The organism is Stenotrophomonas sp. 2619 (assembly GCF_040548725.1).
Classification (GTDB): Bacteria; Pseudomonadota; Gammaproteobacteria; order Xanthomonadales; family Xanthomonadaceae; genus Stenotrophomonas; species Stenotrophomonas maltophilia_AP.
This window is the reverse complement of record NZ_JBEPSF010000002.1, coordinates 263,397-283,634: the sequence shown is the minus strand read 5'-3', so window position 1 is coordinate 283,634 and position 20,238 is coordinate 263,397. Positions and strand designations below refer to the sequence as shown.

At 68.8% G+C, this 20,238-nt stretch carries 16 protein-coding genes and 1 riboswitch; of the genes, 10 read left to right on the top strand and 6 right to left on the bottom strand.

From position 1 onward, the window contains the following. Positions 1–32: 32 nt before the first annotated feature. The 4 genes from ABIA71_RS03900 to ABIA71_RS03885 all read right to left on the bottom strand — a co-directional run bounded on the left by ABIA71_RS03900 (position 33) and on the right by ABIA71_RS03885 (position 5,473). Positions 33–923 carry an alpha/beta fold hydrolase gene (locus tag ABIA71_RS03900; protein ID WP_354283288.1) on the bottom strand — a complete coding sequence of 297 codons (891 nt, stop codon included), beginning with the start codon at positions 921–923 and terminating at the stop codon, positions 33–35. Positions 924–985: 62 nt separating this feature from the next. Further along, positions 986–2,002: a 3-oxoacyl-ACP synthase III gene (locus tag ABIA71_RS03895; protein ID WP_038691210.1), complete on the bottom strand. Its 1,017-nt coding sequence runs from the start codon at positions 2,000–2,002 to the stop codon at positions 986–988. Between the two features lie 114 nt (positions 2,003–2,116). Further along, positions 2,117–2,434, bottom strand: coding sequence for a DUF4156 domain-containing protein (locus ABIA71_RS03890; RefSeq protein ID WP_128096979.1), 318 nt, complete (start codon positions 2,432–2,434; stop codon positions 2,117–2,119). Positions 2,435–2,605: 171 nt separating this feature from the next. Continuing rightward, positions 2,606–5,473, bottom strand: a complete 2,868-nt coding sequence (locus tag ABIA71_RS03885) for a M16 family metallopeptidase (RefSeq protein WP_354283285.1) — start codon at positions 5,471–5,473, stop codon at positions 2,606–2,608. A gap of 405 nt (positions 5,474–5,878) precedes the next feature. Here ABIA71_RS03885 and ABIA71_RS03880 point away from each other — a divergent pair, with 405 nt between their 5' ends. Together ABIA71_RS03880 and trmL are read left to right on the top strand one after the other, a co-directional pair. Then, positions 5,879–6,346, top strand: coding sequence for an XAC0231 family protein (locus tag ABIA71_RS03880; protein ID WP_354283283.1), 468 nt, complete (start codon positions 5,879–5,881; stop codon positions 6,344–6,346). A gap of 43 nt (positions 6,347–6,389) precedes the next feature. Continuing rightward, complete coding sequence (trmL, locus tag ABIA71_RS03875; protein ID WP_354283281.1) at positions 6,390–6,866, top strand: tRNA (uridine(34)/cytosine(34)/5-carboxymethylaminomethyluridine(34)-2'-O)-methyltransferase TrmL; 477 nt, start codon at positions 6,390–6,392, stop codon at positions 6,864–6,866. Positions 6,867–6,941: 75 nt separating this feature from the next. Here trmL and ABIA71_RS03870 read toward each other — a convergent pair whose 3' ends face one another. Beyond that, complete coding sequence (locus ABIA71_RS03870; RefSeq protein ID WP_137191342.1) at positions 6,942–8,105, bottom strand: acyl-CoA dehydrogenase family protein; 1,164 nt, start codon at positions 8,103–8,105, stop codon at positions 6,942–6,944. 116 nt (positions 8,106–8,221) lie between these two features. Between ABIA71_RS03870 and ABIA71_RS03865 the strand changes: the two genes are divergently transcribed. The 3 genes from ABIA71_RS03865 to ABIA71_RS03855 all read left to right on the top strand — a co-directional run bounded on the left by ABIA71_RS03865 (position 8,222) and on the right by ABIA71_RS03855 (position 11,103). Next, positions 8,222–8,722 carry a GNAT family N-acetyltransferase gene (locus ABIA71_RS03865; RefSeq protein WP_354283280.1) on the top strand — a complete coding sequence of 167 codons (501 nt, stop codon included), beginning with the start codon at positions 8,222–8,224 and terminating at the stop codon, positions 8,720–8,722. A gap of 225 nt (positions 8,723–8,947) precedes the next feature. Then, a complete protein-coding gene (locus tag ABIA71_RS03860) occupies positions 8,948–10,624 on the top strand; it encodes an electron transfer flavoprotein-ubiquinone oxidoreductase (RefSeq protein WP_354283278.1) in 1,677 nt (558 codons plus the stop codon). Positions 10,625–10,716: 92 nt separating this feature from the next. Then, a complete protein-coding gene (locus tag ABIA71_RS03855; RefSeq protein ID WP_354283276.1) occupies positions 10,717–11,103 on the top strand; it encodes a c-type cytochrome in 387 nt (128 codons plus the stop codon). 15 nt (positions 11,104–11,118) lie between these two features. On the opposite strand, the gene ABIA71_RS03850 is transcribed toward ABIA71_RS03855, so the two are convergent. Next, the gene (locus tag ABIA71_RS03850) at positions 11,119–14,712 is read right to left on the bottom strand and encodes an ATP-binding protein (RefSeq protein ID WP_354283274.1); all 3,594 of its coding nucleotides are present in this window, start codon (positions 14,710–14,712) and stop codon (positions 11,119–11,121) included. Positions 14,713–14,790: 78 nt separating this feature from the next. On the opposite strand from ABIA71_RS03850, the gene ABIA71_RS03845 reads away from it, so the two are divergent. The 5 genes from ABIA71_RS03845 to pnuC all read left to right on the top strand — a co-directional run bounded on the left by ABIA71_RS03845 (position 14,791) and on the right by pnuC (position 20,205). Continuing rightward, positions 14,791–15,429: a response regulator gene (locus ABIA71_RS03845; protein ID WP_354283272.1), complete on the top strand. Its 639-nt coding sequence runs from the start codon at positions 14,791–14,793 to the stop codon at positions 15,427–15,429. Between the two features lie 164 nt (positions 15,430–15,593). Next, on the top strand, positions 15,594–15,998 hold the full coding sequence (locus ABIA71_RS03840) for a glycine zipper 2TM domain-containing protein (protein ID WP_038691231.1): 405 nt from the start codon (positions 15,594–15,596) through the stop codon (positions 15,996–15,998). A gap of 116 nt (positions 15,999–16,114) precedes the next feature. Continuing rightward, a complete protein-coding gene (locus ABIA71_RS03835; protein WP_354283269.1) occupies positions 16,115–17,251 on the top strand; it encodes a phosphotransferase enzyme family protein in 1,137 nt (378 codons plus the stop codon). A gap of 39 nt (positions 17,252–17,290) precedes the next feature. Then, positions 17,291–17,387, top strand: a riboswitch (TPP riboswitch). 65 nt (positions 17,388–17,452) lie between these two features. Next, positions 17,453–19,624: a TonB-dependent siderophore receptor gene (locus tag ABIA71_RS03830; protein WP_354283267.1), complete on the top strand. Its 2,172-nt coding sequence runs from the start codon at positions 17,453–17,455 to the stop codon at positions 19,622–19,624. Continuing rightward, a complete protein-coding gene (gene pnuC, locus ABIA71_RS03825; protein WP_128095597.1) occupies positions 19,621–20,205 on the top strand; it encodes a nicotinamide riboside transporter PnuC in 585 nt (194 codons plus the stop codon). Before ABIA71_RS03830 ends, pnuC begins: the two co-directional genes overlap by 4 nt. The last annotated feature ends 33 nt before the right edge of the window (positions 20,206–20,238 follow it).

The window sequence follows — 20,238 nt, the reverse complement described above, 5'->3', positions numbered from 1 at the left end:
CAGGTGACGACCGTGGGTCGTCACACCATCGGTCAGATCGGGTTGGCGTCCAGGAACGCCCGGATCTTCGGCACCAGCACCTCGTGCTTGTCTTCCAGCACGTAGTGCCCGGCATCCTCGAAGGCATGCACCTGGGCCTGCGGCAGCGCGGCCTGGAAACCGGCCAGGAAGTGGTGGTCGAACACGAAGTCGCGCAGGCCCCAGCCGATGAAGGCCGGGCGGTCGGCGAACGACGGCAGCGCCTGACCGGCACGCTCCAGCAGCGACCAGGCCTTGTCGGCCGGCGACAGCGGGATGTCCTGCATGAAGCGGATGGTGCTGATGCGGTTGGCGTAGCTGTTGTACGGCGAAACGTAGGCACGGCGCACGTCGGCTGGCATCTTGCGCTCCACGCCCAGCCAGGAGGCGCCGGAGGAGAACGCGTTGAACGTGCGGATGATCCACTCGCCCACCGTCCAGTGCCGGCCCAGCGCGATCTGCCAGGGCATCTTCTTGGCCGCCGGCATCGGGAACGCGGCGGTGTTGAGCACCACCAGCCGCTTCACCTGCGCATGGTGCGACAGCGCCCAGCCGAAGCCGATCATGCCGCCCCAGTCGTGCACGGCCAGGGTGACCGGGCCGGTGATGCCCAGGTGCCGCAGCAGCGCGTCCAGGTCGTCCACGCGCGACTGCAGCGTGTAGTCGTAGTGCGCGTCATCGGGCTTGTCCGACAGCCCCATGCCGATGTGGTCGGGCACGATGCAGCGGTATTTATCCGAGAGCCCGGCCACCAGCGTGCGCCAGTAATAGCTCCACGACGGGTTGCCATGGACCATCACCACCACCTCGCCATCGCGCGGGCCTTCGTCGAGGTAGTTCATCGACAGGCCAGGGCGGACCTCGAAACGCTGCGGGTGGGCGGGGTAACCGGGAAGCTGGGGCATGCAATCGCACCTGTAAAAAGGGCCGGTAGTACCGGCCCTTGGAAATCAACGCAGCGGTCTGCTTACCAGACCACTTCGGCCATCGAGCAGTTCAGGCCCGAACCGATGCCCAGCAGCGCGATGCGGTCGCCCTTCTTCAGGCGGCCCAGCTCCTTGAGCTTGCTCAGCACGATCGGCACCGAAGCCGGACCGATGTTGCCGTGCTCGCCGAAGATGGTCATGACCTTCTTCGGGTCGATGCCGAAGTTCTTGATGAACGCGGCGGTGTGCGGCTGGCTGACCTGGTGGATGACGAACTGGTCCAGTTCGTCCACCGCCCAGCCCAGCGCTTCGCGCGCGGCCACGAAGGTCTTCTGCGCCAGCTTGATGCCTTCGATCAGCAGCATGCGGGTGTCGGTGACCATGCGGTCCAGGTTGCCGCGGCACAGCTGGTTCCACTCGGTGGCCGAGCGGGTCACGCCACCGCGGTAACGCGGCGCGTCGGGCACCAGTTCGGTACGCGCCATCACCATGGCCGCGGCACCGCAGCCCAGGGTCAGGGCGGCCATCTCGTTGCGGAAGTCGTCGGCGGTCACGCCCGGCAGGGCCATGCGCTCGAGGGTCTTCTCGTAGACCAGGTTGGCGGTTTCGCCATCGACGATCAGGGCGTAGTCGATCTCGCCACGCTCCAGCATCCGCGCGGCGATATCCATGCCGTTGATGAAGGCCAGGCAGGCATTGGCGACGTCGAAGGTCATGCATTCGTCGCCCACGCCCAGGTTGCCCGAGACGATGCTGGCCGTGGACGGCTCCAGGTAGTCGCGGCTGACCGAGGTGTTGACCAGCAGGCCGATCTTGTCGGCGCCGATGCCGGCGTCTTCCAGCGCCTTGCGGGCCGCCAGGGTGGCCGCGTCGGAGGCGAGCATGTCCGCGTCCCACAGGCGACGGGCATGGATGCCGGCGATGTCGCCGAGCACGTCGGTACGGATGCCCAGACGATCCAGCGTCGGCTGCAGACGTTCGTTGATTTCCTTGGACGTCAGCGTGTGCGGCGCGTCGATGTGCGCCAGGCCGGCGATAGAGACATTCTTGAAGAGCATCAGTTAGCGCCAAGGCTCAGGCAAAGGGGGCGCTATTGTAAGCCGGCGCTGCCTTCACCGCACCTTTACGAATTCACGCCCGGGCGTATGGTGCGGCCGGGCGCCCTGAAGGGTTCAGCGCGGCGGGCACTGGAAGGCCAGGAAGCGCTGGCTGCCGTCGGTTGGCTGGCCGGCCGCCTGGACGGCATTGGCCCCGGCGCTGGGGGCTTCATTGCGGGCCAGGGTTTCCAGTTCTTCCTGCACGCGCAAGGGGTTGCGGTTGTAGAAGCCCACCTTGCTCTTGACCGTCACCACCACCTCGCCCTTGGTCTGGCAGCCGCTGGGCACCTGCCCGGCCGGCAGCACGCGCACGGTCTTGCCCACCGGTTCGATCGGCACCCAGGTGCAGGCGGTGGCGCTGAGGGTGAGCAGGGAAAGCAGAAGAACGCGCATGTGGGAAACCTGGCTGGGCGACGAGAAAGGAGTGTGCGGGAAACGGCTGAATCGGGGGTGATGGGGTGCCGGGCCGAAGCCGGGCCCCCTGCGGTGCAGATCGGCATGGAGCCGGCCAGCGGCCGGCATTGCCTTGCGTTGGGATCGCGTGGAGCCGGCCAGCGGCCGGCACTACCGGGCGGCGGGGGTGCCTGCGGGGACCACTTCTTTTCCGTCGGCGTCGATCACGTGGACCTCGCCGATGTTCAGCGCCCGGACTTCCTTCTCGGTCTGCTTCAGGTCGCCGACCACCACCCAGGTGAGGGTGTTGGGGTCCAGCGTGGCGGCCGCCTGCTGCACCTGCGCCGGGGTCATCGCCTCGATCTCGGCCTTGCGCTTGAACACATAGTCGTCCGGGCGCTGGTAGCGCACGATGCTGCTGATGGTGCCCAGCACCGCGCTGGCGGTTTCATAGGCACCGGGCAGGCTGAGCGTCTGGATGTTGCGGATGCGCGCCACTTCCGCAGGCGTGGCCGGCTTGGCACCGCTGGCGAACTCGCGGATGTCCTTCTGCAGTTCCTGCATCGACTCGGCGGTCTTGTCGATCTGCACCGGTGCACGCGCGCCCCACGGACGCTGGCCCAGGGTGGCCGGGGCGCTGCTGCCCGCCCCGTAGGACCAGTGCTTTTCCTCGCGCAGGTTCATGTTCAGGCGCGAGGTGAAGTCGCCGCCGAGCACGCCGTTGGCGATATCGAAGCGGGTGCTGCCCGGGTCCATCGCCGAGGGCACCAGCTGGCTGGCGAACAGATTGGCCTGCACCGCGCCGGGCTGGTCGATCAGGTACACACGCGCATGGGTGGGACGGGCCACGTCGGCCGGTGCCTTGACCTGCGGCGCGGTGCCGGTGCTCTTCCAGTCGCCGAACTGGCGCTCCAGCAGCGGCACGATGTCCTTCAGGGTGGTGTCACCCACCACGATCAGGGTGCCCTGTTCGGGGCGCAGCGCGTCACGGTGGAAGGCCACCAGGTCCTCGCGGGTGAGCGACTGGATGTCCGCTTCATTGCCGCTGCCGGTGAACGGGATCGCATACGGATGCCCGGCGCCGTAGAGCAGGGTCGGCATCACCCGCATCGCAGCCGCGCTGGGGTTGACCTTTTCCTGCTGGATGCCGGCGATCCAGGTCGCCTTGACCCGGTCGATCTCGCCCTGCTCGAAACGCGGCTGGCGCAGCATGTCGGCATACAGGGCCAGCGACGGCGCCAGGTTTTCCTTCAAGGCCGACAGGTAGACGCTGGCACTGTCCAGCGACGCCGAGGCGCCCAGGTTGGCACCCAGTGCATCGGCGGCGTTGGCGAAGGGCAGCGCGCCGAGCTTGCCGGCGCCTTCGCCCATCAGGTCCATGGTGAAGTTGGCGGTGCCCTGCTTGCGGCCCTGGTCGGCGGTGAAGCCACCGGGGAATTCATAGCTGAACTGCACCACCGGAATGTCGTGGCGTTCGGCCAGGATCACCTTGGTGCCGTTCTTCAACGTGGCGCGGTGCAGCTGCGGGAACTTCAGCTCCGGGAAGGTCTTGGTCTGCGGTACGCCGGTGCTGCGGTCGACCTGCTTGGGCAGGGTGGTGTACTTGGCATCCACGGCCGGCACGGTGAACGGCTTGGGCGACTGCGACGGCAGTTCGGCCAGCGCCACGCGGGCGCCCGGTTCCACCACGATGGTGTGGTCGCCCACGCCCAGCCACTTGGCGCCCACGGCGCGCACGTCGGCGGCGCTGGCGGCATCGATGGTGGCCAGCGACCTGCGGAAGCAGCCCGGGTCGCCTTCGAACACGGTGCACTCGGCCAGCGCGTCGGCCTTGCCGCCGAACCCGCCGATGCGCTCGATGCCGCGGATGAAGCCGGCGCGGAACGCGGTCTTGCCCCGGCTCAGTTCGTCGGCGGTCGGGCCGTCCTTGGCCAGGCGCTTGATCTCTTCATCGATGATCGCCTCCACCTTGGCCGGGTCCACGCCCTGCTTGACCGTGGCCATCACCACGAAGTTGGAGCCCAGCTGCGAGGTGTAGGCGCCGGCGCTGATGTTGTCCACCAGCTTGTCCTGGTGCAGCAGGCGCTGGTCCAGGCGCGAGGACTTGGCCCCGCCCAGCACCTGGGCAAACAGCTGCAGCTGGTCGATGTCGGTGGTGCCGACCTCGGCCACGTTCCAGGCGCGGTAGATGCGCGCCTGCGGCACCTTGTCGGTCATCACCTCACGGGTGCTCTTCTCGCGCTTGGCCACGTCCACCTTGGGCTGGGCCATGGTCGGGCCGGCCGGAATGTCACCGAAGTAGCGCGCCACCTTCTCCTTGGCGGTGGCCAGGTCGATGTCGCCGGCCAGCACCAGCACCGCGTTGTTGGGGCCGTACCAGGTGCGGAACCAGGTTTTGACGTCATCCAGCGAGGCGGCGTTGAGGTCGTTCATCGAGCCGATCACGCCGTGGTGGTACGGGTGGCCCACCGGGTACATGGCGCGGGTCAGCTTGTCCCACACCTGGCCATAGGGCTGGTTCTCGCCCTGGCGCTTTTCGTTCTGGACCACGCCGCGCTGTTCGTCGAGCGCGGCCTGGTCGATCGCACCGACCAGGTGGCCCATGCGGTCGGACTCCATCCACAGCGCCATGTCCAGCGCGGTGGTGGGCACGTTCTCGAAGTAGTTGGTGCGATCGGTATTGGTGGTGCCGTTCTGGCCGGTCACGCCGACCTGCTTGAAGGGCTCGAAGTATTCGCCGTCGTGGTTTTCGCTGCCCTGGAACATCAGGTGTTCAAACAGGTGCGCAAAGCCGGTGCGACCGGCCGGTTCGTCCTTGCTGCCCACGTGGTACCAGACGTTGACCGCCACGATCGGCGCCTTGCGGTCGGTGTGCACCACCACGCGCAGGCCATTGGGAAGGGTGAACTGCTCGAACGGAATGTCGACCTTGGCCGGCGTGGCGGGCTTGGCCAGCGCAGGGGCCGGCACGACGCTGCCCAGGGCGGCGGAGAGCGCTACAGCCAGCAGCGCGGCACGCGGGCGAAATTGGACGGTCATTCCGGTTCCTTGGTCATGAAAGTGAAGGGCCGATCCTAGCGCGTGCCGGGCACCTGCGGCATCGGCCAACAGTCACTGCGGCTGCCGTGCCCGTTGGCGGGGTTGAAGGCCCGGGGAGGGGGCGGTTCGGCGCTGCCTGTACGCGATGGGGCGGACACCTGCGCGCTGCGATCGGACAGGTGTCCGGACAGCGGACACCGCCTGAGCGGCGAAAAACCCTTACGAATCAACGGGAAAAAGTTGGCACGGTGCCTGCTTGGTACTGGCTGTGGCAAAGGTAGGAACAGATCCAACATGACTGCCCGCTGAACCGAAACGACAAAGTTGAAATTGTTCTTGCATGCCCCGAATCGGTGTACTACCTTACTACCACACCACTGCCCACCAACACTAAACAGGCCCGCCATGAACACCAAGACCCTCGCCATTGCCATCGCCCTCGCCGCCGGCTCCGCGTTTGCTTCGAACGTGCAGGCCGCCACCATCACCACCCTGGACACCGTGCAGGTGCGCCCGTCGGCCGACCAGATCGCCCAGGCCGCCGTGGAACGCACCAGCGCCATTCCGACCCTGGCCCTGGTGGAAGTCCGCCCGACCGCCGGCCTGATCGCCGACTACCGCGCCGAGCTGGCCGGCAGCCGCCACGTGACCACGCTGGCCGCCGTCCAAGTCCGTCCCACCGCCGAGCAGTACCAGGCGCTGGCGTCCGAGCAGGTGACCCACCGCGATTACGTGGCCACGCTGACCGCCGCCGCCACCGCCGTTGCCCGCGACGTGATCGTCAACCTGCCGGCCCTGCAGGTGCGCCCGTCGTCTGCCGATCTGCAGGCCCTGGCGCTGGAAACCGCTGCCCAGGTGCTGGTCCGTCCGTAACCGGTTGCTGCGGTAACACGCAGCAGCCGCGTAAACTGCGGCCATGACCGCGCCCACGTTCCACGTCATCCTGTTCCAACCCGAAATTCCGCCGAACACCGGCAATGTGATCCGCCTCTGCGCCAACACCGGCGCGCGGCTGCACCTGATCGAGCCGCTCGGTTTCGACCTGAGCGACAAGCAGCTCAAGCGCGCCGGCCTGGACTATCACGAATACGCTCGACTGCAGGTCCATCCCGACCTGGACACCGCCCTGCAGGCCATTGCACCCAAGCGTCTGTTTGCCCTGAGTACCCGCGGCAGCGTGCGTTACGACACCCCGCAGTTCGACGATGGCGATGCCTTCCTGTTCGGCCCGGAAACCCGCGGCCTGCCCCAGGACCTGCTCGACGCGCTCCCCGATGGCCGGCGCCTGCGCCTGCCGATGCAGCCGGACAACCGCAGCCTCAACCTGTCCAACACGGTCGCCGTGGTGATGTACGAGGCATGGCGGCAGAACGAGTTTGCCGGCGGGGTTTAACCCAAGGTACGCAGCACCTGACCGTTGGTCAGGTGGCCCTTGATGTCAGGCGGCGCGTGGCGCGTCCGGTGCCGCTCAGAACGCGTTGATGCCCGTCAACTCCCGCCCGATCACCAGCTGGTGCACGGTTTCGGTGCCCTCGTAGGTGATCACCGATTCCAGGTTCAACGCGTGGCGGATCGCCATGTGTTCGGTGGTGATGCCCGCGCCGCCGAGCAGGTCGCGGCATTCGCGGGCGATGTCGATGGCCATGCGGCAGTTGTTCCACTTGGCCAGGCTGACCTGCTGCGGCTGCAGCTGGCCGGCGTCCTTCAACCGCCCCAGCTGCAGGGCCAGCAGCTGCGCGGTGGTGATGCGCCGGGCCATGTCGGCCAGCTTGATCTGCGCGCTCTGCGTGGCCGCCACCGGCCGGCCGAACAGCACGCGCTGCTTGGTGTAGTTCAGCGCTTCGTCCAGGCAGGCCACCGCCGCGCCGATCGGGCCCCAGCTGATGCCGTAGCGGGCCTGGTTCAAGCAGCCCAGCGGCCCTTTCAGGCCCTGCACGTTGGGCAGGCGGTTGCGCTCGGGCACGCGCACGTTGTCGAAGAACAGCGCACCGGTGAGCGAGGCGCGCAGGCTCATCTTGTGCTTGATTTCCTGCGTGGTGAAGCCGGCCATGCCCTTTTCCAGCACGAAGCCCTGGATGCCGTCCTCGGTGTGTGCCCAGACGATGGCGATGTCGGCCACCGGGCCGCTGGTGATCCACATCTTGCTGCCGTTGACCAGCCAGTCGCCGCCGTCGCGCACCGCGCGCGTCTTCATCGCCGCCGGGTCCGAGCCGCCGTGTGCTTCGGTCAGCCCGAAGCAGCCGATGACCTTGCCGGCGGCCATGTCGGGCAGCCAGCGCGTGCGCTGCTCTTCACTGCCGTAGGCATGGATGGGGTACATGCACAGCGAGCTCTGCACCGACACGAAGCTACGCAGGCCCGAATCGCCGCGTTCCAGTTCCTGGCAGATCAACCCGTAGCTGACCGCGTTGAGCCCGCCGCCGCCGTACTGCTCGGGCAGGCTGCAGCCGAGCAGGCCCAGCGCGGCGATCTCCGGGATCAACTCGTCCGGGAAGCGCCCCTGGTCGAAGGCGTCACCGATGATCGGCAGCACGCGCTCGTCGGTGAAGCGCGCCACCGTGGCCTGCACGGCGCGCTCCTCGTCGCTGAGCAGGGAGCGGACATCAAACAGGTCATACGGATTCAGTGACATGGCTACCCGGGTGTGAAGGCGATCAAACAGAGGGCCATTGTGGTCGCTGCGCCGCGCCGGGCCAAGGCACGCCGCAGCACGGCCTACACTGCGGGTTCCCCGTACAGGAGCCGGACATGCAGATCCGCGATGAACGCCCCGCCGACCGGGATGCCATCCATGCCCTCACCCGCGCGGCCTTCGCCGACGCCCCGCACAGCGGCCACACCGAGCAGTTCATCGTCGATGCGCTGCGCGATGCGGGCGCGCTGGCGGTGTCGCTGGTGGCCGAAGATGACGACGGCATCGTCGGTCACTTGGCCTTGTCACCGGTACAGCTCAGCGACGGCAGCCCCCACTGGTACGGGCTGGGCCCGATCTCGGTGGCACCGGAGAAGCAGGGCCGCGGCATCGGCAGCACCTTGATGCACGCCGCGATCGAGGCGTTGCAACAGCGCCAGGCGGCCGGCTGCGTGGTGCTGGGCGATCCCGGTTACTACGGGCGGTTCGGCTTCGAAGCCGACCCGCGCCTGCGCCTGCCGGGCATCCCGGCCGAATTCTTCCAGGCACGCCGGCTGCGTGGGGACAGCCCCGATGCCGATGTGCGGTACCACGCTGGCTTTGAAGCCAGCGCCTGACACGGCCACCCCTCTGCGGTGCGCAGGCACACATTGATGCGGTGCAGCAAAACACCTGCGAACGGCGCGCAGACGTGATGCCAACGTCGGCGATCTAGGCGTAAACGCCGCGTCCCGGTACCCTGCTCATCTGATCCAGTAGTTGCGCCGTGTGTCCCGCGCGCGATTCCCAGGCAACCGCCGCAGGCCCCTGGCCGGTGGCACTACCCAAGAGTTACGCCCCCCATGAGCGAAGAGACCACCGCCCTGCCCCCGCGTGAAGCCATGGAATTCGACGTGGTGATCGTCGGCGCCGGCCCCGCCGGCCTGGCCACCGCGATCCGCCTGCGCCAGCGCGCCATCGAGGCCGGCCGCGAGCTGTCCGTCTGCATCCTGGAGAAGGGCTCCGAACCCGGCGCGCATATCCTGTCCGGTGCGATCATGGACCCGCGCGCGCTCACCGAACTGTTGCCGGACTGGGCCGAGCGCGGCGCGCCGCTGAAGCAGAAGGTCACCCGCGACGAGTTCCTGTTCCTCAGCGAAACCGGCGCCCGCGGCACCCCGCACGCACTGCTGCCCGAATGCTTCCACAACGACGGCAACTACATCGTCAGCCTGGGCGAGGTGACCCGCTGGCTGGCCCAGCAGGCCGAAGCGCTGGAAGTGTCGATCTTCCCCGGCTTCCCCGCCGCCGAAGTGCTGTACACCGCCGACGGCGCGGTGATGGGCGTGGCCACCGGCGACATGGGCATCGAGAAGAACGGCCAGCCCGGCCCGAATTTCGAGCGCGGCATGGAACTGCATGCCAAGTACACGATCTTCGCCGAAGGCTCGCGCGGCCACCTCGGCCGCCAGCTGATCGCGCGCTACCAGCTCGACGCCGGCAAGGACCCGCAGGCCTACGGCATCGGCATCAAGGAGCTGTGGCAGATCGACCCGGCCAAGCATGAGCCGGGCCTGGTGGTGCACGCCGCCGGTTGGCCGCTGGACAACGCCACCTACGGCGGCGCGTTCCTGTACCACGCCGACGGCGGCAAGGTGTCCATCGGCTACGTGGTCGGCCTGGACTACAAGAATCCATGGCTGAGCCCGTTCGAAGAGTTCCAGCGCTTCAAGACCCATCCGTCGATCCGCAAGCACCTCGAAGGTGGCAAGCGCATCGGTTACGGCGCCCGCGCGATCACCGCCGGCGGCCTGATGTCGCTGCCCAAGACCGTGTTCCCCGGTGGCGCGCTGGTCGGCTGCGAAGCCGGCTTCCTCAACGTCAGCCGCATCAAGGGCAGCCACGCGGCGATCAAGACCGGCATGCTGGCCGCCGATGCCGCCTTCGATGCGCTGGCCGCCGACCGCCAGCACGACGAACTGAGCGCCTACCCGGCCGCGTTCGAAAGCAGCTGGCTGCATGACGAGCTCAAGCAGTCCAAGAATTTCAAACAGTGGTTCAAGAAGGGCCAGACGGTGGCCACGCTGATGACCGGCATCGAGCAGTGGCTGCTGCCCAAGCTGGGCGTGCGCAACCCGCCGTGGACGCTGCGCCACAGCACCCCGGACCATGCCTGCCTGGAACCGGCCGACAAGCACGCCCGGATCGTCTATCCCAAGCCCGATGGCGTGCTCACCTTCGACCGGCTCAGCTCGGTGTTCCTGAGCAGCACCAACCACGCCGAAGACCAGCCCAGCCACCTGACGCTGAAGGACGCCAGCGTGCCGGTGAAGGTCAACCTGGCCGAGTATGCCGGCCCGGAAGCGCGTTACTGCCCCGCCGGCGTCTACGAGTTCGTGGGTGCACAGGGCAGCGAACAGCTGCAGATCAACGCGCAGAACTGCGTGCACTGCAAAACCTGCGACATCAAGGATCCCACCCAGAACATCGTGTGGGTTACCCCGCAGGGCGGAGGCGGCCCGAACTACACCGGCATGTGATGCATCCGGCCTGCGACCCTGCGTCGCAGGCCGTAGCGGCGCGGCCGGCGCTGGCTATCATCTGCGCTCGCCCCGACCCGACGATTCCGATGATGCCGTTGCTGCGTTTGTGCTGTGTTGTTGTTGCCTGCCTGGGGCTGGCCGCCTGCGCGCGTGCGCCGCAGACGCCCGAACAACAGCACCAGCAGCAGTTGCAGCGCGCGTTCGCGATCTGCGCCGGCTGCCACACCGTCACCCCCGGGGGCGTGCACCGCTTCGGCCCCAACCTGCACGGGGTGATCGGGCGGCGTGCCGGCAGCCTGGCTGACTACCCCTATTCCAACGCCATGCGCCAGGCCGACATCACCTGGAACGAACAGACCCTGGACGCGTTCCTGCGCGCGCCGGCCAGCGTGGTGCCCGGGTCGCGCATGCTCAACGCCACCGCCGATCCGGAGCGGCGCAGGCAGGTGATCGAGTACCTGCACCAGGCGCGCTGAGCCGCGCGCTCACCGTCACGTGGCCTGCAGCGACGCCAGATAGGCGCGCAATGCCTGTTCGAAGGCCTCGATGTCGGCGTGGCAGTGCTCCACGCCCGCCCCATCGATCTGCTCCATCAGCCCGCGCGCCTGGTCGACCAGGCCCATGGCACCGAGCGTGCCCAGCCCGCCTGCGATGCGGTGCAGGACCTCGACGGCCACCTCACTGTCGCCGTCGACGCGCGCGGCCTGGCCGCGCTGCAGGTCGTCCTCGGTGGTGCTGCGCATGCTGTCGATCATCACGCTGGCCACGTGCTCGGAGCCGAAGCGCCGCACGATCGCGGCGCGGTCGGGGGCCGGGGCAGCGCCCGGGCCAGCGGCCGATGGCACGACGTCGACCGCGCCACCGGTGTGGCCGGGCAACCAGCGCAACAGCACCTGGCGCAGCGTGGCCAGCGCCACCGGCTTGGCCAGCAGGTCATCCATGCCCGCCTCGCGGCAGCGCTGCAGGTCTTCGGCCAGGGCGCTGGCGGTAAGGGCAATCACCGGTACCCGCGGCGCGCCCGTTTCCCGCTCGCGCTCGCGCAGCCGCCGGGTCAGGGTGTAGCCGTCCATCACCGGCATCCGGCAATCGGTGATGACCAGGTCGAAACGGGTCTGCGCCAGCAGGTCCAGTGCGGCCTGTCCCTGCGCGGCCACGTCGTGGGCCAGGCCAAGCTGCTGCAGCCGCCAGCGCATCAGCGCCTGGTTGGTGGGATGGTCCTCCACCACCAGCACGCGCAACGTCTGCAGCGCCGCCGGGAGGGCGGCCACGTGGTCCGGATCCGATGGAACGGCATCGCCCGGTTCCCCTGCCGGCACCACCGGCAACGGCAGCCGCACCACCACCTCGGTGCCCTCGCCCGGCGTGCTGTGCAGGTCCAGCTGGCCGCCCATCAACGCCACCAGCCGCTGGCAGATGCTCAGGCCCAGGCCGGTGCCGCCGTACTGCCGCGTGGTGGCGATGTCGGCCTGGGCGAACGGCTTGAACAGGCGGTCGCGCTGCTCGGCGGAAATGCCGATGCCGGTATCGACCACGCGCAGGCGGAGCTGCTGCGCGCCGTCGACCTCTGCGTCTGCGTCCACGCCCAGGTCGATGGATACATCGCCGTGCTCGGTGAACTTGATCGCATTGCTGAGCAGGTTGAACACGATCTGGCGCAGGCGCATGCCGTCGCCCAGGTGCATCGGGGCCACCGCCGGGTCGACGTGCAACTGCAGCGTCAGGCCCTTCGACGAGGCCTGCGGCGACAGCAGCTGCTGCACGTTGTCGAGCAACCTGCGCAGCGCCACCGGCTGCAGCTCCAGTGGCAGCGCACCGGCTTCGATCCGCGAGTAGTCCAGGATATCGTCGAGGATGTGGCGCAGCATCTGCGCGGAGTCCTCGATCACGGCGATGATGCGCCGCTGCTCGCCGTCCAGCGGGGTATGCGACAGTACCTCCACCATGCCCAGCACGCCGCTCATCGGCGTGCGGATTTCATGGCTCATGGTGGCCAGGAACTCGGACTTGGCCGCCGTGGCGCGCTCGGCGGCGGCCTTGGCGGCCACCAGCGCATCGGCCTGTGCGCGGGCCTCGGTGACATCCACCCAGTAGCCGCTCCACAACGTGGCACCGTCGTCGACCGCGTACGGCAGCGCGCGCGACCGTATCCAGCGCACCTCCCCGTGGGGGCGGGTGCGGAACTCCATGTCCAGCACGGCGAAATCGCGCACGGCCTGCTCAAGCGTCTGCCGCACCCGCTCGCGGTCGTGCACGTCGATGCATTCCATCACCCGGCCTTCGTCGGCCCTGGCATCGGCTGCGCTGATCCCGAACAGGGCCTCCATGTCACCGGCGATGTACGGGAACGAGAACTGGCCATCGGTATCGCGCCGCGCCTGGTAGACGGTGGCCGGCAGGTTGTCGGTCACCTCGGCCAGACGCTGTTCAAGATACCGGCGCATGGCGACTTCGCGCCGCAGACGCCAGTGGCCCCACCCGTGCATCAGGATGGCGGTCAGCAGCACCAGCGACAACGGCACGGCCCAGCGCGCGATCGCGCGCCAGTCCACGTTGCTGCGGTATTCCGCCGACAGCCAGTCGCCGCGGATGGCTTCATGCTCGCGCGGGCTCAGGTTGAGCAGCACCCGGTCGAAGGTGGTGGCCAGGGGCGCGTACTCGCGCTTGACCGCCAGCGACAGGCGGTCGCTGAAACCGGCCGGTGCGGCAACGTGCAGCTGCGCGGGGTAGCGGTCGCGGACGATGCGGTCGACCGTGGCCAGGTTGCCCACGTAGGCATCGGCATCGCCGTGGGCCAGTCGCTCCAGCGCCTGCGCGGTGCTGCGCGCCGGCACGATGCGCGCCTTCGGCGCGTGCTGCAGGATGTAGCCGCGCAACCGCTCCGGGTCGGACAGCAGAATGCTGCGCCCGTCCAGGTCGGCCAGGGCCAGCACCGAGGGGCTGTCGCTGCCCACCACGATCACGTTGGGCACGGTGATGAAGGGTTGGCTGAACACCCAGTCCGGGCCCAGATAGGCCGAGTCGTTGGGAATGCCCATGATCGCGTCGACCTCACCGCGGCGCACCTGCTCGCGCACCTCGAACCAGTCATGCGCCGGCACCTGCACCAGGTGCGCACCGACCATGCGCAGCTGGCGCAGGTAGTCGCCGGCCACGCCGCTGGGCCGGTCGGCCTGGTCAACGAACGCCAGCGGCGCCGCGTTCGGTGCAAAGCCCATCCGCAGCGGCGTGGACAGCACGCGCTTCTCGGCGTTGCCCAGGATCAGCCGCGACTGGGTGGACCAGTGCAGCGGGCCCAGCCAGCGCTGGGCGATGCCGTCGCGTTCGGCGCGGGTCAGCTGCGCCAGCCCGTTGTCCAACGCCTCGGCCAGCGGCTGCTTGGCGTTGGGTACGCCGAAATGCAGGCGCTCCGACGGTAGGTCGCTGGGCCTGAGCAGGGTGATCCGGTCCATCGCGTGCTGCTGGATCAGGGTGCTGGCCACGTGCGCGTTGCCGATGTACACGTCGGCTTCGTTGCCGCTGACCATCTTCAGCGCGGTCAATGTATCGGCCGCGGTGATCCTCAGCGCCCCGGGAAAACGTGCGCGCACCTGGTCGCTGGTGACGAACTCGCGCTCGGTCACCACGCGCAGGCCGTGCAGGTCAGGATCGGTCGAGGTGCGGGTATCGTCCAGCCGCCCGACCACGGCCAACGCGGCCGAGGCGTAGCCGCGGGTGTACACCATGCAGCGGGTGCGGTCGGGAGTCAGGGTGACGTTCATCACCACATCGACCTCGCCACGGCAGGCCGCGTCCAGTACTTCGGCCCAGTCGCGGTAGACGCGCACCTCCACGCGTACGCCCAGGCGCTGCGCAAGCAGGCTCAGGTAGTCGTACCCCAGGCCCTGCGGTCTGCCGGCGTGCAGCGACTCGAACGGCGGCCAGCCGCTGTCGTACAGGCCAAGGATGATGGTAGGGTGCCGACCAAGCCACTCGGTCTGGCGAGGTGAAAGCGTCGGGCCGGGGGCGGGCGCATCAGCACCTGCGGCCAGCATCGGCACGCAGGACAGGACGATCAGCAGCAGCCAGCGGACAACCGGAGTACGCATGCAGTCCCATCTCCGTAGAATGATGTCTCCACCACGGCCCAGCCCGTGCGCCATCCGCCCCGGCAACCATACCAGCCCATGACACTTCGCATCATCATCGCCGACGACCACCCGGTAGTGCGGATCGGCACCAAGGCGGTGATCGAATCCAGCGGCGTGGGCGTGGTAGTGGCCGAGGCCAGCAGCGCCGACGAATTGATGGCCGCGCTGACCACCGCGCCCTGCGATGTGCTGGTAACAGACTACTCGATGCCCGGCAGCCAGCAGGCCGACGGGTTCACCATGATCGGCATGATCCGGCGCCGCTTTCCCGACCTGCCGGTGCTGATGTTGAGCGTGTCCAACAACCTGGCCATCCTGCGCATGGTGGCCTCCACCGGCGTGCTGGGGCTGGTCGACAAGACCTCCTCGATGGAAGAGTTGCCGCTGGCGATCCAGACCGTGCAGCGCGGACTGCCCTATGTGAGCCGCACGTTGAAGGAACGCATTGACGCAATCGGCACCAACACCGTCGATGACGTCGGCACCAAACCGCTGTCGCCGCGTGAAATCGAAGTGCTGCGCCTGCTCGGCAGCGGCCAGACGGTGAAGGAGATCGCCCTGCAGCTGCACAAGAGCGTCAGCACGATCAGCCGCCAGAAGGGCGATGCGATGCTCAAGCTTGGCCTGAAGGGCGACGCCGAGCTGTTCGATTACCTGCGCGACGGCGAGATCTGACCCACGCGCCGGACCTTGCTGGACCCTGAGTGGGCGCGGGCGCTTTCAGCCTCGCTTCATCCGCATTGCCGCTAGATGAATACGCAGACCCACCCGGGCCGCGCGGCAATGTTCCGACAATGTTGGAACCCCAGCGTGGCCTGTACCCGACTGGAGAACCGAACATGCTCAACATTTCCGCACTCAGCCTTCGTGGCCTGGCCGTGGCCCTGGCCCTGACGGTCGGTCTGGCCGCCGTGGGCGACGCCAGCGCGATGTCCCGCAAGGACAAGCGCACCGTGGTCGGCGCAGTGGTGGGCGGCGTGGCCGGTCACCTGCTCTCCAACGGTGATACCGCCGCCACCGTGGGCGGCGCGGTTGCCGGCGGCGCCATCGGCAACCTGACCACCCGCGACAAGCGCGACCACCGTTACGACCGTGGCTACGACAACCGCCGCTACGACGACCGCCGCCATGACCGTCGTTACGGCTACGACCGCGGTTACGACCGTCGCAACGACCGCGGTCGCTGGGAGCGCGAGCAGCGTGATCGCCGCAACTGGGACCGCCAGCACGGCCGCGGCTGGTAAGCACTGCCCCCACCGCCGTTTGCAGCGCCTTCAACGGGCGGGTCCATGACCCGCCCGTTGTGCGTTCGGCTACCCTGTCTGCCCCGCACCCCGACGCACGTTGTGCCTGCTCGCCGATGACCCACACCGCCCACCTCGTGCAAGGCCTGGACAACGATGCCGTGGCCGCCGACTGGCCTGCCATCGATGCGCGCGAAGTGGCCTGGCTGCGTGGCCGATACCCGCAGCTGGGCGCGGATGTCGCCGTGGCCTGGCACAGCCCACGCCCCCTGTCGGCGGCCGCCCTCCTGGACAGCAGGCACGGGCGGGTGTTCGTCAAACGGCACCACGGCAGCGTGCGCGACGCGGCAACGCTGGGCGAAGAACACCGCTTCATCGCCCACCTGGCGGCCGCCGGCGTGCCCGTGGTGCAGGTGCTGCGCGATGCCGACGGTGCGACCGCCCCCGAGCACGCCGGCTGGACCTACGAACTGCACAGCGTGGGCGACGGCCAGGACCTGTACCGCGATGCGCCGTCCTGGACACCGCTGGCCGACCCGGCCGCCGCGCGCGAGGCCGGGCGCATGCTGGCCACCCTGCACCAGGCCTCGGCCCACTACCACGCACCCCAGCGCAGCACCCACCTGCTGGTGGCACGCGACGACCTGATCCGCGCCGCCGACCCGCTGGCGATGCTGCAGGCCGGCCTGGACGAGCGCCCCGGCCTGGCCGCCTACCTGGCCCGGCAGCGCTGGCAGGACGACCTGCAGCGCGCGGTGCTGCCCTGGCACGCCGGCCTGGCCCGGCGCCTGCACGCCGAGCCGCGGCTGTGGGCCCACAACGACTGGCACGTGTCCAACCTGCTCTGGCGCGCGGACAGCAACGCCCCGCAGGTGCAGACCGTGTTCGACTTCGGCCTGGCCTCGCCCACCAGTGCGCTGTTCGACCTGGCCACGGCGATCGAGCGCAATGCCATCGCGTGGCTGGCGCTGGAGCAGCAGACCGATGCGGCGCGCATCGCCATCGCGCTGGCCCTGGTCGAGGGCTACCGGCAGGTGCTGCCGTTGTCGGCCGCGCGGGTTCAGCTGCTGGCCGACCTGCTGCCGGTAGTGCACCTGGACTTTGCACTGTCCGAAGTGGAGTACTTCAACGGCATCACCGCCTCACCGGCCAATGCGGACGTGGCCTATCACACCTTCCTGCTGGGCCATGCCCTGTGGTTCAAGGGCCGCCACGGCCAGGCCCTGCTCCAGGCGCTGCACGCCGCCGCCTGAGCCATGGCGGGCAGGGCGGGGCCGTTTGTGGTGAAATGGGCACCGAAGCGGGGGTGCCTGGGCAAAGCCAGGCTGAGAGAGTCCCTTGGAACCTGATCCGGTTGATACCGGCGTAGGGAGCTTTGTGCAGTGGGCGCAACGACCGGATGGGTCGGTGCGTGCGCGCCGTCGCTTCGTCTCTTCTGGCTGATGACGAATCGAATGAACCGCTGCTATCGCCCTGCCCTGCTCACCGTCGCCCTGTGCGCCGCCCTGCCGCTGCATGCCAGCGACGCCGCCCCGGACGCGCCCGACCGCTCCCCGACCGAGCTTGCCGCCGTGCGCGTGCAGGCCCGCCAGCCGGTGGCCGACACCGTCCAGACCAACAGTTTCGGCAGCGGCGACTGGAAAGACACCCCGGCGGCATTGACCGTGCTCGACCGCGACCTGCTCGACAGCCGCCAGGTGCGCAGCCTGTCCGAACTGGCCCGCAACGACGCCTCGCTCGGCGACAGCTACGCCCCGGTGGGCTACTACCAGAACATCGCGATCCGTGGATTCCCGCTGGACACCGGCACCGGTTACCGCTTCAACGGGCTGAGCACCACCGGCGAGCAGCGGCTGGCGCTGGAGAACGTGCAGCAGGTGGAAATCCTGAAGGGCGAAGCCGGCCTTGCCGCCGGCGTGATGGCGCCCGGCGGCATCATCAACTACGTCGGCAAGCGCCCGACCGAGGTCCGCAACGTCACCCTGGGCACCGATTCGGAAGGCTCGCGCTATGCCGCGGTGGATGTCGGCCACTGGCTGACCCCGCGCCTGGGCGTGCGCATGAACGCAGCGTGGGACGGCAGCGAGTCGTACATCGCGCATGCCGAAGGCCGCCGCAACTTCTACTCGCTGGCCACCGACTGGCTGATCAGCGACCACAGCAAGCTGGAAGTGGATGCCAACTACCAGACCAGCTCGCAGCGCTCGGCCTCCGGCTACCAGCTGCTGGGCGCGCGCGAACTGCCACGCGGGGTGGACCGCGAGCACATGCTGGGCTACCAGCCGTGGCAGCGGCCGGTAGGCATCGACAGCACCAACATCACCGCCCTGCACACCTACCAGTTCAATGCGCAGTGGCAGTCGCGCGTGTCGGCCGGCTACAGCCGCTCGGTGATCGATGACAACGTGGCCTTCGCCTACGGCTGCTACTACGCCGTGCAGTGTGCCGATGGCAGCGTGCCGGGCAACTACTTCGCGCCCAACGGCGACTACGACATCTACGATTACCGCAGCCCCGACGACACCCGCCGCAACCTGGAGGCGCGCGCCGAACTGCGCGGCAGCTTCAGCACCGGGCGCGTCGGCCACGAACTCACCGTGGGCGCAGACCGCTTCGAGCGCACCATCGACAAGCGCCGCAACGTCAACGAGTACGTCGGCACGGCCAACATCCACGACGCGCAGGTGCCGGTGTTCGCGCCGTCGCCGCTGCAGCCCGGCCCCTCGGTGCGCCGCCTGGACAGCGCGCAGACGGCCGTGTTCGCGATGGACCGCATGCAGTTCGGCGATGCCTGGCAGTGGCTGGCCGGTGGCCGCTTCGTGCGCCTGGATGAGCGCGCGTTCGACAAGCGTGGCACCCCCGAGCGCCACAGCACGCTGTCGCGCTTCCTGCCGCAGACCGCGCTGGTCTGGAAGGCGACCGAGCAGGTGAATGTCTACGCCAGCTACGTGCGCGGCATTTCGCTGGGCCAGGAAGCCCCGTTCTGGACGTCCAACGACGGCGCGTTCCTGGCGCCGGTGCTGTCGCGGCAGACCGAAGTGGGCGTCAAGTACGCCGCCGCCGATGCGCTGACCCTGGGCGCGGCGCTGTTCCGCACCTCGCAGCCCTTCCAGTACGCCAAGCCGGACAGCAGCGACGCCGGCTACACCTTCGTGGCCGAAGGCCAGCAGACCCATACCGGGCTGGAACTGACCGCCAATGGGCGTGTTGCCGAAGGCCTGGTGCTCAACGCCAGCGTCAGCGCGCTGCAGGCGCGCGCGCGCAGCAGTGGCACCGCGCTGTATGAGGGCCACCAGCTGGTCAACGTGCCCAAGCTGCGCGCCAGCGTGCATGCCGACTACGCGCTGCCGTTCGCCAGCGGGCTGTCGGTCACCGGCGGCTGGCGCTACGCCTCGGCCAACGCCGCCACGGTGGACGGCAGCGTGCGCGCACCGGCCTACCACGTGGTCGACCTGGGCCTGCGCTTCAAGCACGCGCTGGCCGACCATCCGGTGACCTGGAACCTGTCGGTGGACAACGTGTTCGACCGCTTCTACTGGCGCGATACCGGCAGCACCGCGGGCGACTACTACCTGTTTGCCGGTGCGCCGCGCCAGGCCCGGTTGTCGGTGACGTTCGGGCTATGAGCGCGGCCCTTCTCGAATGGTCGGCGGTGGCCGCCAGCATCCTCGGCGTGTGGTTGATGGCGCGCCGGCACATGCTGGCCTGGCCCGTGGGGCTGGTGGCGGTAGCGCTGTATGCGGTGGTGTTCATCGAGGCCCGGCTGTATTCGGACACGCTGCTGCAGGTCGTGTTCGGCGGCTTCCTGCTGTACGGCTGGCTGAGCTGGCGTCGGCACGCGCAACAGGACGGGGCGATCGTGATCGCGCCGCTGCCGCGCCGGCAGCTGCTGCGCGATCTGGGCATCGGCGTGGTGTTCGGCGTCGCGCTGGGGGCGGCGATGCACACCTGGACCGATGCCGCGCTGCCCTGGCTGGATGCCATGCTCGCCGCGCTGAGCCTGGTGGCGCAGTGGTGGCAGGCGCGCCGCCACATCGCCACGTGGTGGCTGTGGATCGTCGTCGACGTGGTCTACGTGGGCATGTACCTGGTCAAGTCGCTGGACGTCACCGCCGGGCTGTACCTGGTGTTCGTCGGGCTGGCGGTGATGGGGCTGCGCGCCTGGACGGCGGCGGACGAGGCACCCGGCGCCGTGCAGCGCCGCTGACGCGCCTTGCTGGCGGGCGCGCCCGGTCGTAGC

What these genes read in the sequence shown, in the direction of transcription:
- ABIA71_RS03860 (WP_354283278.1), top strand. Translation starts at nt 8,948, where the DNA reads ATGAGCGAAGAGACCACCGCCCTGCCCCCGCGTGAAGCCATGGAATTC.
- ABIA71_RS03850 (WP_354283274.1), bottom strand. Translation starts at nt 14,712, where the DNA reads ATGCGTACTCCGGTTGTCCGCTGGCTGCTGCTGATCGTCCTGTCCTGC.
- trmL (WP_354283281.1), top strand. Translation starts at nt 6,390, where the DNA reads ATGACCGCGCCCACGTTCCACGTCATCCTGTTCCAACCCGAAATTCCG.
- ABIA71_RS03840 (WP_038691231.1), top strand. Translation starts at nt 15,594, where the DNA reads ATGCTCAACATTTCCGCACTCAGCCTTCGTGGCCTGGCCGTGGCCCTG.
- ABIA71_RS03900 (WP_354283288.1), bottom strand. Translation starts at nt 923, where the DNA reads ATGCCCCAGCTTCCCGGTTACCCCGCCCACCCGCAGCGTTTCGAGGTC.
- ABIA71_RS03830 (WP_354283267.1), top strand. Translation starts at nt 17,453, where the DNA reads ATGAACCGCTGCTATCGCCCTGCCCTGCTCACCGTCGCCCTGTGCGCC.
- ABIA71_RS03890 (WP_128096979.1), bottom strand. Translation starts at nt 2,434, where the DNA reads ATGCGCGTTCTTCTGCTTTCCCTGCTCACCCTCAGCGCCACCGCCTGC.
- pnuC (WP_128095597.1), top strand. Translation starts at nt 19,621, where the DNA reads ATGAGCGCGGCCCTTCTCGAATGGTCGGCGGTGGCCGCCAGCATCCTC.
- ABIA71_RS03870 (WP_137191342.1), bottom strand. Translation starts at nt 8,105, where the DNA reads ATGTCACTGAATCCGTATGACCTGTTTGATGTCCGCTCCCTGCTCAGC.
- ABIA71_RS03865 (WP_354283280.1), top strand. Translation starts at nt 8,222, where the DNA reads ATGCAGATCCGCGATGAACGCCCCGCCGACCGGGATGCCATCCATGCC.
- ABIA71_RS03835 (WP_354283269.1), top strand. Translation starts at nt 16,115, where the DNA reads ATGACCCACACCGCCCACCTCGTGCAAGGCCTGGACAACGATGCCGTG.
- ABIA71_RS03855 (WP_354283276.1), top strand. Translation starts at nt 10,717, where the DNA reads ATGCCGTTGCTGCGTTTGTGCTGTGTTGTTGTTGCCTGCCTGGGGCTG.
- ABIA71_RS03845 (WP_354283272.1), top strand. Translation starts at nt 14,791, where the DNA reads ATGACACTTCGCATCATCATCGCCGACGACCACCCGGTAGTGCGGATC.
- ABIA71_RS03885 (WP_354283285.1), bottom strand. Translation starts at nt 5,473, where the DNA reads ATGACCGTCCAATTTCGCCCGCGTGCCGCGCTGCTGGCTGTAGCGCTC.
- ABIA71_RS03880 (WP_354283283.1), top strand. Translation starts at nt 5,879, where the DNA reads ATGAACACCAAGACCCTCGCCATTGCCATCGCCCTCGCCGCCGGCTCC.
- ABIA71_RS03895 (WP_038691210.1), bottom strand. Translation starts at nt 2,002, where the DNA reads ATGCTCTTCAAGAATGTCTCTATCGCCGGCCTGGCGCACATCGACGCG.